Raw genomic sequence first — 14077 nt, 5'->3', positions numbered from 1 at the left:
ATATTGTTTTACTGCATAAGACAAAGTTGTATTATAGAGTGTACGGGCAATCTCAAAACGTTTTAATAGAATATCCTTTTGCCATGTATCTATAAGTAACTTGAGTTCTATAACAAAACAATCTTTCTTCCCTTTCGTCATTACCCGTCACTCCTTTCTTTTTTTGATTATTCACAATATACAATATAAACATATGTTCTATAAAGAAAAAAGCACTTCATTCCTCCCACCTCTGAAGAAGTGGGCTTCCTGAAGCTCAATTCTGTGAATAAAACAATCGCAAAGATTAGGAAAGGAATCATAATAATAAACCAAACAATGGCGTACATGATTCTTAGTCTCTACTTATCATTCATAATAAACTGCTGAATGGCTGGCAGTAATTCTTTATGAAGTGGTAATGACGGGTCTGAATATGTTGCTAAATTCTTCGTACGATCTGCCGGAGCATCTTTTAACACATGATTCATTCCGTCCATATATACAAGCTTGGCATCTGGTTTGCCTTTCTTTAACGTTTCCGCATCCGTTGCAACTACTTGTAAGTCGGTTGTTCCTTGAAGAATTAAAACTCGGCTATTCACTTTTGTTAACTCACTTGCAGGGTTATATTTTAACCATGAAATCATATACGGTTGAACGGAAGAACGGAAGAGTGATTGTAAATCTGGAGAAACGTTCTTCACTAGCTCTCCTTTTTTCAAGGATGTAAGAGCATCTGTTGATTCTTTTAGAAGCTCTGGAGATAATTGACCTTTTAATTGCTCTAACAAAATTTCATCTGCCGGTCTTCCAGCACCTGCGATGGAAACAAAGGACTCTACATTTGCTTTTTGTGCTGCTAGCAAACCAATCAATGAGCCTTCGCTATGTCCAATTATATGAACACTCGAATACGCTTTATCGGCTAAAAGGGTATTAATCACTTGAACCGCGTCGTCTACGTATTGATCAATCGTGATATCCTCTTCCTTAGTTAAAAGGGATTGATTATCGCCAAGACCACGTTTATCATAGCGGACAGTAGCAATACTCTCATTAGCTAACCCTTCCGCAATCATTTTTAAGCTATTATTTTTACCAGCTATTGCTGAATTTCCATCCTTATCAGTTGGTCCAGAGCCTGCTATAATAAGCGCCACTGGAGATGGCTCCTTGCTTGCCTTTTGAAGAGCCACTGTTAACTCACCATTTTGAACGGGAATCTTCAACGTTTCATACGTAACTGGTTGTTCTTTGAATGGTTTTAAGACAAGTGGGAATTTGCCACCATTTTGTTGAAACGTTGCTTCAATTTGCCCATCTTTTAATGTTCCGTTAATTTCAACTGCCGAGCCATTTAAATTGATCGAAATACTCACTTGATCACCATCGTATTTAATGCTTTTAAATGGATAATTGGATAATCCTTGTGCTGGTACTGATAATGTCCCACTATCTTTCTGCAAATCAACGATAATTGGAAGTGCTCCGTTTGGCGTTTCAATATTCCCTTCCCATTTACCTACTAGCTGTTCATTCATTTTATTGTCCCCTTTCGTCTCTTTACCTTTTGTATTGTCTTCCTTTTGACCGCATGCTGCTAACAATAAGAGTGCACAACATAACAACAATAGTTTTTTCATAAAATCTCTCCCTCTATATGAAAATGACTAACAAGATTAGTAAAAATATTACAAGTAAAATGATATAGCTCCATTTATTCGCCATATTCACAGTCCAACCAACACCGTATTTCTTTTGTACTAATAATGAAGGGTCATTTTTATTCATATAAAAAATACCCCATTTCCAGTAGCGATCATCGGCTGCAGCTGTTTCGTTTGTATATAAATCATCAAAGCGCTCATTACTTTTACTTAATTTCCAAATGAAGAGTATAAGTCCCCCTAAAGTGACGATCATAAAAACGATAAAAAGTGGGAAGAAGTAAGGAGCTGTTTAATTTTCTAAAATCACTGTCGTGTAATGTAAAACAACAAGAAGAATGGTCATAGTATAATTTATCGCCGCTAAATACCAGCTGCCATATTTACGCTGTGTAAGCTCTCTATTGGCTGAAGCTTCTTTCGCCTGTGCGCTCAATTGTATTTTTGCCCTTTTCATACCTATGCCCATAATGAAAAGGCTAATTTGTGTCCCTAGTAAAATAAGTGGCATTACAATAACTGATAGCCATGTTTTTTCAGTCCAACCGTCTACCTCACCTACTGCATTCCAATGAGTAGCAAATACATCCGGGATCGCATTGTAATTCATATAGGTAAAGGTCATCAATGCTAAAATAACAATAATTGGTAATACAAAAAATGTAGGTGACAGTACGACAGTACTTCATCTCTATCACGTATAGATAAATCCATCACATAAACAGTTTTTACATGCACTTCCCAATTTTCTTGCTTTTTTAGTTTTTTTGTTTTTATATAATAAAACATATAAAGTCCAGCTGATATAAGAAGTACGACATATAGCAAGATAAATGATAATAAAACAAATTGCTCTTCTTGAATAGACGTAAACAGTAGCAAAATTTGGCCTAAAAGAAAGGCAACTGCTATGCTCCCTACCAGGATGCTGTAGCGCTTTTTAAATATACGTAATTGCTGATGTTGCACATAAGGTTCTGGAATTGAAACACCAAACACAGTTGTTTTTCTCGCAAAATATGGTGTTAATGTTTCCAGTACCCCTACAAAGATAAAGATGCTTAATATAAAAAGCCCATATTTCCCCTACTTCCATTGTTTTAAAATTCGATGAAACAAACTTGTCATCTGATCTTTTTCGAGACCACGTGCAAAGGCCTCTGCCATAATTGGTTTTAACGCATTTTCTACTTTTTCAACTTCCGTCTCTTCCAGCTCTTTTTTTTGACCACCGATAATGATCGCCTTTGCTTTCGGCTTTAATTCGATTAAACCTTTTTCTTCAAGTTCATGATAGCTCTTACTAACTGTGCTGACATTAATCCCTAAATCCGCAGCCATTGAACGAACTGAAGGTAATGTGTCACCATTTTTTAGTTCTCCCTTAGCAATGAACTCAATTAATTGATTCGCTAACTGTTTATAAAGCTGTAATTCACTGCTTGGATCTAAATGAATATTCATTTTACCCCTCCCATCTGTATCGCTTATCACCAAACAGAAATCTGTCACACTTAAAGTAATACAGTTTTTTTAAAAAGTCAAATTCTTCTATAAAGCGAAAATTTAATTAGTAGGGAATCTTCTTCATCAACACTGGTCTATCAGGCTTTAGGGCATTTAATGCAAAAAAAAAAAGGACCCAGAAAAATTCTGGATCCCAAGAACACTTATTTCTATTTGATTATATCTGTATCGGTTTTTGCTTCTTCTTAAGATACAGCAAAACAGAATATCCTCTGCCTCGCCTTTTTCCTTAAGATTTTAGAAGCTCACCCTATACAACTGTGGCGGACTTTCCTGAGATTCCTGGTCTTTGGGTGTTTGACTACTCATTCTACATCCTCCTAATCATATTAGATTAATAAGTGATTCCTCTCTTAATATGAACCGTTTCACAAGTGTTTATTCATGTGAAGCGCATTTTTATCAAAAGTACCTTGTTAAAGAATAGAACTCCACGAAAATGCAGAGTTTTTATTTTAGGCGTCTTCTTTAAAGACTTGTTGCGCAATCGTTAAAGCATTTTGCACACGCGGAAAACCTATATATGGCACTAATTGTAATAATGCTTCCACAATTTCTGTCTGTGTCAAACCCGCATGTAAACCACGTTTAATATGTGTCTTTGTTTGTGGGGCAGCACCTTGAGTTACTACTGCTGTAATGACAACTAGTGCACGACTTTTGGCATCAAGCCCTGGTCGAGAATAAACATCACCGTAGGCAAATTCAATAATCATTTTGCGTAAATCTGGGGCTACATCAGCTAGTGCATCTGCCTCAATCATTCGTGCCGCTTCTTCCTTTGTCACATACTGTTTAATTGTTTCTAATCCCTTTGTAAAACGCTCATTCATTGTAATCCCTCCCATTGTTATTTCTTTACACAAAAACCCCAATTCCGCGTCTCCAGAATTGGGGATTGTCCTTCACCTATGTAAGGGGCTCTTTTTCGTTTCACCCTCTGGCTCTAACGAAAAAGGAAAATGGTTTTCATAGTGCCTCACTGGACAGCTTTAATGAATATCTATGCAAAAGTCACAAGGACATGCACGCTAAGTTATGGTTAAACGAGACAAGCTTTTGCTTTTTCAATTTGGATGATTACTTGATCAAATCCTGTACCACCTAAAGAATGGCGACGACGAACGGCTGCTTCAGGCGCTAATACATCGTAAATATCCGCTTCGATAAGCTCACTTTCTTTTTTCATGTCTTCCAGCGGTAAATCTAATAAGTAGATACCCTTTTGAATACATGTGAATACAAGTTTTCCTGTCACTTCATGTGCTTCACGGAAAGGCATACCTTTTGTTGCTAGATAGTCTGCAAGCTCCGTAGCATTGGAGAAGTCAGAGTGTACTGCCTGGTGCAAACGCTCTGTATTGACAGTCATCGTGCGAATCATACCTTCAAAGATTTTTAGTGAACCAAGAATTGTATGGACTGTATCGAACATACCTTCTTTATCTTCCTGCATATCTTTGTTGTATGTTAACGGTGTTCCTTTCAGAACAGTTAATAAGCCCATTAAGTTACCGTAAACGCGTCCCGTTTTTCCACGGATTAACTCCGCCATATCAGGATTTTTCTTTTGTGGCATAATAGAAGAACCTGTTGAGAAGGCATCATCTAATTCGATAAATTTGAATTCATCTGTCGACCACAAAATAATTTCCTCTGCAAAACGAGATAAATGCGCCATTAATAATGATGAATTACTTAAAAATTCAACGATAAAATCACGGTCACTTACTGCATCCATCGAGTTTGCGTAAACCTCGCTGAAGCCTAAAAGCTCCGCGGATTTTAAGCGGTCGATTGGGAAAGTTGTCCCCGCCATGGCACCTGCACCTAAAGGCAAAATATCGATACGCTTAAGCGACTCCGTAAAACGTTGTTTATCACGCTCTAACATCCAGAAATAGGCCATTAAGTGATGCGCAAATGAGATTGGTTGGGCACGTTGTAAATGTGTATAGCCTGGCGCAATTGTTTCTACATGCTCCTCAGCTTTTTCAAGCAATGTCTTTTGGAATATCTCAATTAAACCGATTGCTTCCTTCACACGTTTTTTCAAGAAAATATGCATATCCGTTGCTACTTGGTCATTTCGGCTACGGCCTGTGTGAAGCTTACCACCTACAGGACCAATTAAATCAATGAGCATTTTTTCCAGATTTAAGTGAATATCTTCATTAGCAACTGTAAATTCAAGCTCCCCTGCGATTGCTTTTTCTTGTAATTGTGCAAGGCCACCGAGAATGGCCTCTACGTCAGCTGCTGGTAAAATTCCTGTTGCGCCAAGCATCGTAACATGTGCTACGCTACCTTCAAGGTCTTCTAGAACAAGCTGTTGGTCAAAGCCAATCGATGCGCCGAACTCGTCCACCCATGCTTCTGCTGATTTTTGGAAACGTCCGCCCCAAAGTTTTGTCATAACAGCTCACCTTTTCCTTAAAAATTCTTTTTAAAAAAGGTGTAGTACAGCGTTTAATGCTACACTACACCCTGCTGTCAAAAAAGATTATTTTTTATTTACTGAAGAGTTAACCACTGTTGGCAGACCCCATAATTCGATGAAGCCTACTGCTGAAGCATGGTTGAATTGGTCTTCTTTAGAATATGTTGCTAGCTTTTCACTATAAAGTGAATTTGGGGATTTACGTCCTTCTACAATTGCATGACCTTTGTAAAGCTTCACGCGCACAGTTCCGTTCACAAACTTTTGTGATTCAGCAAGGAATGACTCCAGTGCTACACGTAATGGAGAGAACCATAAACCATCATAAATTAATTCAGATAATTTTTTCTCAATGACTGGCTTGAAGTGTGCTAACTCTTTTACAAGCGTTAAGTCTTCAAGTTCTTTATGAGCCGTTAATAACACTTTAGCTCCTGGAATTTCATATACTTCACGAGATTTAATACCAACTAATCGGTTTTCTACGTGATCGATACGACCAACACCGTGTGCGCCAGCTACTGCATTTAATTCTTGGATTAAATCAGCAAGCTTCATTTCTTTACCGTTTAACGATACTGGCTTACCAGCAACGAATTCAATTTCTACGTATTCCGCTTCATTTGGAGCGTTTTCCACAGAAACTGTTAAACCATAAGCTTCTTCTGGTGGTGATACCCATGGATCTTCCATTACGCCCGCTTCATTTGCACGGCCCCATAAGTTTTGGTCGATAGAGAATGGTGAATCTAACGTTGCAGGAATCGGTACATCATGTTTCATAGCATATTCGATTTCCTCATCACGGCTCCAGCCCCACTCACGTACAGGTGCTAACACTTCTAAATCTGGATTCAACGCTTTAATTGAAACTTCGAAACGAACTTGGTCATTACCTTTACCTGTGCAACCATGAGCTACTGCGTCCGCTCCTACTTGGTTTGCAATCTCCACTAATTTTTTAGAAATTAATGGACGAGAAAGTGCCGATACTAATGGATATTTTTGTTCGTACCAAGTATGAGCTTGTAATGAGATTAATGCATATTCTTCAGCGAACTCATCCTTCGCATCTACCATATATGATTCAATTGCTCCTACTTGAAGAGCTTTATTTTTTACGAACTCAAGGTCTTTACCTTCACCAACGTCAAGACAAACTGCAATAACGTCCCAACCTTGTTCTTTTAACCACGGAATTGCTACAGAAGTATCAAGTCCTCCTGAATATGCTAATACTACTTTTTTATTCGCCATAAAAAATGCGCCTCCAATTAATCTATAAGATATGTATGTTTATACATTCATTTAAAAGTTTATACACGAATAGTATCATGTTATAAAAATAAAAACAAGTGTATTTTTATAAATTTATAGACTTTTATGTTTATTGTAAAAAGTGTGTCATTACAATACTTTAAGCCTTTGTACCAACTATGAATATTTTCACTCGGATAAACGAATTTTTACTAGCTACATGAATGTATATTATATAAATTTCAGGAAAGTAATTTGTTCTTCGGGAAAATGAGGAGGTGATTTACATTGAAATATGGAATAGTTTTCTGTAAACGAATTAACTTAGAAACAAGAAACCGCTAGAGAGTGTAATTCTTCTCTAGCGGTTTTATATTGATCTGAAAGATTAAATGGTCCTAATTCACATATAAATGCAAAACATTTTCCTGTTTCTCATACCTCCCCTTGATTACTCCGATTCCATCAATTTTTAGTGAATCGGCATTTTCAATGGGATTATTCTTTAATATCAGATGTAATTTAATTATATTTTGAAGTCCATCCTTACAATAGGCAATAACAGGTTGTTGTATAAGATAGTCTTCATTGTTAATTCTTACTTTTATAGAGTTCTTATGTAAAAGCCTATTTTCAAATGAGACGATATTCATCGGGTCAAAAGATTTAGCAGTTATTTCACCTTCAATAAATAGATGAATTCCTTTTTGTTGTTCAAAGATTTCAAATGTATTTTTTCTATTTTGTATAGCAAAATTAATTGCCTCCTCTGTTTCAGGACTTATTTCTACGTTACTTATTTTTATAAAATCATCAGAAAGCTGTTTAAATATATCGTATAATGTATCCTCTTTACCCCAAAAACTTTCCTTCCAACCTGGTGAAAACTCATCTAGTAACAAACACATAAACAAACCTGAACTATAACAACTCTTTCGTATATCAGAAGTAGATTCATATTTGTCTTTAAGGTGTTGTCCATACTTTTCTAGAACTGATTTGTAAGCTATCGGGGTTTTTTCTGAGTAAGCCTTTAGTTCAACATACCACGCAGGTCCTTCAATTGTTTCAATTAAGTTTTCGTATATTAGATTATTACTAAACTTAGCAGCTCTTTTTTCTCTTAGGGCAATGAAAGTATTAAGATATAGTTTCTTTTTAATAATATTATTTTCTAACACCGCACTAAAAAGGTTTGCTCTTTCTTGATTTCGTAATTCCACATTTTCTTTTGATAACGGATATGTGATTCCTAGAACTTCATTCGCAAACCGGGTTTCGCCTTTAACATATTGAAAACCGTGGAATAATTCGTGTACAAGAATAGAATATAAACTTTCGTAATCTTCATACAATTCGACATTTACAATTGCTGTTGGATAATCATTATACAGAATAAGTGTACACCCCATAAATTGTTCATCCCAATTTAAAATTTGATAATTATTTAGTTGATCTTTTTTCATTCTAGGATGGTTGAAAAGATAAACATAACGCTTATCATATAATGCGTAAGCAACCGATTCAAAACCTGACCAATAATTATCTAAGTTTGCATTTACTAAGTCTTGGGAAATTCGATTAAGATATGTAGTCATCCTCTTCATCCTCCATATAAAAATTCATTATATTTAAATTCTCTTTGGGATGAAAAATATCCTTTTTCAAAAGGGAGCTTATGCAACTATCCTGGACTTATGTTTGAACAAATGCCATCTACAATTTTTGATGATGAACCATAAAAAAACTGTAAACACACTCAACTTGGTATGTTTACAGTTTAATCCCTATTTTTTATTAAAAAATGATTTACCTAAAAATTCTACGGTTGCAGGTGCCATTGCATACAGCTTGCTTGTTAATCCCATGATCCTTGGTAAATTAACCTCTCGAACAGGGCGCTCGATCGTTTTTACTGTAGCTTGTGCCACTTCTTCAGCTGTTAATAAAAATCTTCCTAAAGATTCGCGATAGCCACTTTCATCACTCGCCTTATCTAAAAATGGTGTATCGATTGGACCAGGATGTATCGCAGTAACTTTAACATTATATGGAGCCAGTTCCATGCGAAGTCCATTCGTAAAACCGACAATCGCATGCTTTGTAGCAGCATAAACACTAGCCTTAGGTGTCGCGACCTTTCCTGCCTGTGAGCCAATGAAGATTAATTGACCTTGCTGACGTTGTATCATAGGTGCTGCGAGACGTTTTGCTAAATACATCGGTACACTGACATTTAGCTCTACCATTTGTCTAATAGCTTCATCTGATAATTCAGTCGCAGTGCCAAATTTACCTACCCCTGCAGATAAAATAGCTACATCGAGAGGCGGTAGTTGTGCACATACTTCATCGATTGTAGATAAATTAGTTAAATCTGCTTGGATCACGTTTGCGCCTACGCGTTCTAATGCTTTTAATGCAACCGCATTGCGTCCTGTTGCATAAACCGTATGACCCAATGCTACTAATAATTCTGTTATTTTCAATCCTACACCACTTGTTGCACCTGTAACGAAGATGGTCTTTTTATTCATGTTCATATTTAAACCTACTTCCTTTGAAATAAATAGATACCTTCTTCCGTTTTTGTAGATGTAATGAAATTGTTGGCCTCTAAGTAATCTAAATAACCGAGCGTTTTGGACAACGTCAGACCAAACTGACGCTGAAAAACCGCTGGGTAAAAGCGCTTCGTTACTTGTACAGCAGTTAATGAATCGTCACCAAATAATTCACAAACCTTCAAAGATTGCTGATGCTGGCGTTCTAGTCGTTTATCAATTAATTCAGGAATATTCTCTAACTCAGCACCATGTCCTGTATACATCTTTTTTACAGGTAATCGACGTAAAATTTCTAGCGATTCATTATATTGAAGTAACGATTTAGTACGTCCTAATGTACGGTCTAGTGGTGGTTCAATTAATGGGTTTGGCGTTATTTTTGCAAGCAATAAATCTCCACCTATTACATCATGAGTTTTTTCATCCCAGAATATTAAGTGACTTTGTGCGTGTCCTAATGTTTCAATAGCCTTTAATCCAGGATGTCCTGGCACTTCATCCCCATCGTTAAGAATTTGTGTTAAAGGTCGTTCACCTACAAGCTCTATTTCACGGCGGACATGTACACTCGGCTGGATATATTCTTGAGGAACTCCGTGCTCAAATAAGCGCTCACTGTAAAATTGCACATGGTAACGTAAAAAGTCCTCATCATGACGAAGCCATTTATCGTTATAGGCATGCCCTAAAATTTCTGCGTTTGGAAAGGCATCCACCCAACCTGCATGATCTGGATGATGATGGGTTAACACAACCTGTTCAATATCTCGCATATCAAAGCCCGCTGCTCGAATACCCCATTTAAGCGCATCATAGGCTTCCATTGTTTTTGGACCAACATCAAAAATGGTCAATGCATCCCCTTTTACAACAAATGCATTCACATCTCCTACTTCATAGGGTGTTGGTATTTCTATTTTGTATATAGACAAAAGCTGTTTCCCCCTTTAATGCAACTAGTGAATACCTATTCATTCTATTTTACAAGTTTTTCTTCTTTTCGTCACCCTCCTGTTGACAGGACGACGTATTATTAATATAATTTTGAATAATCTAATTATATTTGTGCATTGATGAAGCCAAGTACGTAATTGGTGAAGGTGTCTTAGAGAGTGTCACATTTGCTGAAAGTGACATCACCCGCTCCCATTACCGAACCTACTTCTGAGCAGTTATGAAAACATAACCGTTTCCCTTGCGATAAAAGGGCTATGAGTTGTGCCAATTGGCAAACAAAGGTGGTACCGCGGAAACAACAGCGTTTTCGTCCTTCTTTATAAGGACGGGAGCGCTTTTTTTATCTTCATTCAGCAAATGTTTTAGTAGCCGGCTGATACAAATGTTTTGGTAGCGACAGCTGAATGAAGATAAAGCCTCCGGCGGATGTCACGGATTTTCAAAATCCGGACGCAATTACGCCAAGGCGAAATTGAATTTGAACTGGAGGTTTTATCATGAAAAAAATACTATTTATTGGCGCAGGCTCTATGGCAGAGGCATTGATTCAAGGCTGGATTAAACAAAAAGTATTTACAGCACAAGAAATTTACGTCACCAACCGCTCAGACAAGGAACGCTTACAATTTTTACACGACACATATGATGTGAATGGCAATTTTGATGATGCTATTTATCAACAGGCTGATTTAATCATTTTAGCGATGAAACCAAAAGATGCCGTTGCAGCGATGCGTGAGCTAAAGCCTAAAATTACAAAGCAATCAGCCGTTCTTTCTATTTTAGCTGGTATTGCCATTACTACTATTACAGAACATTTAGGTGCTCGTCCAGTCGCACGCGTTATGCCTAACACTTCTGCCACTATTGGGATGTCTGCGAGCGGGATTGCCTTTAATGACAAAGTGACAGCAGAACAACGCGTTATTTTCTTACAGCTTTTAGAGGCGGTTGGTTCAGTTATTGAGGTAGATGAGGATCAACTACATGCTGTAACGGCTCTTTCCGGGAGTGGGCCAGCTTATATTTATTATTTAATGGAGGCATTTGAACGGGTTGGTACAAAGGTTGGTCTCTCGAAGGATACAGTACGACTATTAATGACGCAAACACTTGCTGGTACTGCGGAGATGCTGAAGCAATCCGTCGATGAGCCTGATGTATTACGCCAGAAAGTAACAAGTCCAGGTGGTACAACAGAAGCTGGAATTAAAGCTCTTGAACAATATCGATTTAATGAAGCCATTGAAGCATGCATTAAAGAAGCTGAAGCTCGATCTCGATCACTTGCAAATAGTAAATAATGTGTGCAAAATAAAGTGAAACTTTAATCATTGGGGGTTTTCTTCATCCCCCAATGATTATTAGTTGAACGAATCGGGCTTTTACGGGCAGTTTATCTCTCATCTAACTTCTTTGCTTGTGGTAAAATTTTAAGGTGGAAGTATTACTGCCCGTTAAAGCGGGGTAAAGTATATCACTAGGGATTAGGGGGCTTCAAATTGGCTAAATTATTCGAACCTTATCAATTACAAAATATCACTTTAAAAAACCGTGTTGTGATGGCACCGATGTGTATGTACTCGGCACAGGATGATGGGCTTGCAACACCTTTCCACCAAGTACATTATGCAACGCGGGCTGCTGGTCAAGTTGGTTTAATTATTGTCGAAGCTACTGGTGTTGTACCAGAGGGTCGTATTTCTAGTAACGATCTTGGCATCTGGGATGACGCTCATATTGAAGGTTTAAGTCAATTAGTTCAAGGAATGAAAGCATACGGAGCAAACACCGGCATACAGCTTGCACACGCTGGACGTAAAGCAACTGTAGATGGAGAAATATTTGCGCCATCAGCCATTGCTTTTAGTGATGATTTTAAAACGCCAACTGAAATGACATTAGAAGACATTGAATATGTTGTAGAAGCATTTAAAAACGCAGCTGTCCGGGCAGCTAAAGCAGGCTTTGATGTTCTTGAAATCCATGGAGCACATGGCTATTTAATTAGTGAATTTTTATCACCAGCAACGAATAAACGCAATGACCAATACGGTGGCTCTCAAGAAAATCGTTATCGATTATTACGTCAGGTCATCGATGCTATTCGTAGTGTTTGGGAAGGCCCTTTATTTGTGCGCGTTTCCGCTGAGGACTATGCAGAAGATGGTACAACAATGGATGATTTTATCGTCTTCAGTCGTTGGATGAAATCACAAGGTATCGATTTAGTGGATGTTTCTACAGGTGGTGTCGTGCAAGCACGTATAAATGTTTTTCCAGGCTACCAAGTAACTCATGCTGAAGCGATTAAACATGGTGCTGATATTCCAACTGGAGCAGTCGGCCTTATTACGACAGCTATTCAAGCAGAGGAAATTTTACAAAATAATCGTGCTGACTTAATCTTCCTAGCGCGTGTTCTTCTGCGCGAGCCATATTGGCCACTTCATGCTGCTAAGGATTTAAGAGAAGAAATTAAACCTCCAGTGCAATACGTACGAGGCTGGTAAACTGTATAGTGGCTCTTCACCAAAATATAAAAAACAGCTTGTTGATTTATGCTAACAAGCTGTTTTCATTTCAAAAAAGAGGGTTTTGTTTAATTTCTTCATCAATTGCCTTCACTAACGTCTCTGCATCATCTGCAGTTACGACTTCTCCATTGACGATGGCGAAGATACCTTGCTCACAAATTTCACAATGTGATGTACAACCCGATTCTTCAATTTCAATATCGGATCTTTCATTTAATATATCATAGGCATCTGCCGCTCCAAGTGATAAGTTTGTGATGCAGAATTCAACTCTATTTTTCAATTGCTGTGGCGCTTTCTTTTTCTTAAAAAGAGAAAATACCATCCCCTGATGCCTCCTCCCACTCAAAGAAAAGTTTTTAAACAATATAATTTACCGTTCGCTGTTAATGAATAATAATCGATACAATATTAAGGTTTATACACATCAGCTTCATTAGACGGGACAAAGGTAATACCCTTCAATTTAAGTTTTTCAGCTTCTTTTTTAAATTCTTCTGAACAAAATAATATACTTGAAAGGTTAGTATTATTTATTAGAAAAACATCTGGGAGAGTATTTGATTCTTTCAGCTGTAGATCCCATATTTTTTTTATACTTCCATCTTTCCTATAAAATTCAATATTTGATTTCTCCATATCTATTACATCTTCTAACCTATCATAAAATCGCACATAATAATATTCCTTTGAAGTTATACTCTCTTTATGCTTATTAACCATGTGCAATTTAGTGTATTGAAAATTATTGATTCCAAATTTTAATAATAAATTTAGAAATTCTGATGTTATGAAAAAACCTTGACTATCCCATCTCAAATCAAACGCATAACTTCTATCCTTTGAAACAAACCATAACTCTTTAGGTAATTCTGTTTTTATATTTTTCGTGGTTCTCCATTGTCCAGCATCAGATTTTCTAGCTTCAAATGGATCTTTTTCAAAGAATTCCGTATGCAATATCCCCTCTAATAAAGTAGGGCTCGACTTCTCTTTCTTTTTAAAAATCGCAAATGTATTTCCCATATTAAAAACGCCATTCCCTTCATTTTTAGATAGATAAGTTCTAGGTGTTTATATTAAATTGAATAGGGTAGCTTCCATCTTAAAGAATTAAGAAGAAAAAAGTTACTTTACTGCTCC

15 protein-coding genes are annotated in these 14077 nt (G+C 37.1%); 2 read left to right on the top strand and 13 right to left on the bottom strand.

Annotation, left to right across the window (positions count from 1 at the left end):
- Positions 1 to 341: 341 nt before the first annotated feature.
- The 11 genes from ACMZ42_RS11870 to ACMZ42_RS11820 form a co-directional block, all read right to left on the bottom strand.
- Positions 342 to 1625: an alpha/beta hydrolase gene (locus tag ACMZ42_RS11870; RefSeq protein WP_415731610.1), complete on the bottom strand. Its 1284-nt coding sequence runs from the start codon at positions 1623 to 1625 to the stop codon at positions 342 to 344.
- A 13-nt stretch (positions 1626 to 1638) separates the two neighbouring features.
- Positions 1639 to 1773, bottom strand: coding sequence for a DUF5808 domain-containing protein (locus tag ACMZ42_RS11865; protein ID WP_415731609.1), 135 nt, complete (start codon positions 1771 to 1773; stop codon positions 1639 to 1641).
- Positions 1774 to 1941: 168 nt separating this feature from the next.
- A complete protein-coding gene (locus ACMZ42_RS11860) occupies positions 1942 to 2259 on the bottom strand; it encodes a DUF1648 domain-containing protein (RefSeq protein ID WP_415731608.1) in 318 nt (105 codons plus the stop codon).
- 20 nt (positions 2260 to 2279) lie between these two features.
- Positions 2280 to 2648, bottom strand: a complete 369-nt coding sequence (locus ACMZ42_RS11855) for a hypothetical protein (RefSeq protein ID WP_415731607.1) — start codon at positions 2646 to 2648, stop codon at positions 2280 to 2282.
- An 87-nt stretch (positions 2649 to 2735) separates the two neighbouring features.
- Complete coding sequence (locus tag ACMZ42_RS11850; RefSeq protein WP_415731606.1) at positions 2736 to 3113, bottom strand: GntR family transcriptional regulator; 378 nt, start codon at positions 3111 to 3113, stop codon at positions 2736 to 2738.
- Positions 3114 to 3631: 518 nt separating this feature from the next.
- Entirely contained in the window at positions 3632 to 4009 is a 378-nt protein-coding gene (locus tag ACMZ42_RS11845; RefSeq protein ID WP_370083362.1) for a carboxymuconolactone decarboxylase family protein, read from the bottom strand.
- A gap of 209 nt (positions 4010 to 4218) precedes the next feature.
- The gene (gene argH / locus ACMZ42_RS11840; protein WP_415731605.1) at positions 4219 to 5592 is read right to left on the bottom strand and encodes an argininosuccinate lyase; all 1374 of its coding nucleotides are present in this window, start codon (positions 5590 to 5592) and stop codon (positions 4219 to 4221) included.
- Positions 5593 to 5679: 87 nt separating this feature from the next.
- Entirely contained in the window at positions 5680 to 6873 is a 1194-nt protein-coding gene (locus tag ACMZ42_RS11835) for an argininosuccinate synthase (RefSeq protein WP_415731604.1), read from the bottom strand.
- A 398-nt stretch (positions 6874 to 7271) separates the two neighbouring features.
- Entirely contained in the window at positions 7272 to 8471 is a 1200-nt protein-coding gene (locus ACMZ42_RS11830) for a hypothetical protein (protein ID WP_415731603.1), read from the bottom strand.
- 189 nt (positions 8472 to 8660) lie between these two features.
- Complete coding sequence (locus tag ACMZ42_RS11825) at positions 8661 to 9416, bottom strand: SDR family NAD(P)-dependent oxidoreductase (RefSeq protein ID WP_415731602.1); 756 nt, start codon at positions 9414 to 9416, stop codon at positions 8661 to 8663.
- Between the two features lie 8 nt (positions 9417 to 9424).
- Positions 9425 to 10372, bottom strand: coding sequence for an MBL fold metallo-hydrolase (locus tag ACMZ42_RS11820; protein WP_415731601.1), 948 nt, complete (start codon positions 10370 to 10372; stop codon positions 9425 to 9427).
- A 522-nt stretch (positions 10373 to 10894) separates the two neighbouring features.
- Here ACMZ42_RS11820 and proC point away from each other — a divergent pair.
- Both proC and namA read left to right on the top strand, forming a co-directional pair.
- Positions 10895 to 11701: a pyrroline-5-carboxylate reductase gene (proC, locus tag ACMZ42_RS11815; protein WP_415731600.1), complete on the top strand. Its 807-nt coding sequence runs from the start codon at positions 10895 to 10897 to the stop codon at positions 11699 to 11701.
- Between the two features lie 198 nt (positions 11702 to 11899).
- The gene (namA, locus tag ACMZ42_RS11810; protein WP_415731599.1) at positions 11900 to 12910 is read left to right on the top strand and encodes an NADPH dehydrogenase NamA; all 1011 of its coding nucleotides are present in this window, start codon (positions 11900 to 11902) and stop codon (positions 12908 to 12910) included.
- 70 nt (positions 12911 to 12980) lie between these two features.
- Here the strand turns inward: namA and ACMZ42_RS11805 are convergent, their stop codons facing one another.
- A complete protein-coding gene (locus ACMZ42_RS11805; protein WP_415731598.1) occupies positions 12981 to 13259 on the bottom strand; it encodes a DUF1450 domain-containing protein in 279 nt (92 codons plus the stop codon).
- A gap of 86 nt (positions 13260 to 13345) precedes the next feature.
- Entirely contained in the window at positions 13346 to 13960 is a 615-nt protein-coding gene (locus ACMZ42_RS11800; RefSeq protein ID WP_415731597.1) for an Imm43 family immunity protein, read from the bottom strand.
- Positions 13961 to 14077: the final 117 nt, after the last annotated feature.

It is taken from the genome of Lysinibacillus sp. NPDC056185, assembly GCF_047737915.1.
Classification (GTDB): Bacteria; Bacillota; Bacilli; order Bacillales_A; family Planococcaceae; genus Lysinibacillus.
The sequence above is the reverse complement of the archived record's forward strand: the minus strand, read 5'-3'. Positions and strand labels throughout refer to the sequence as shown.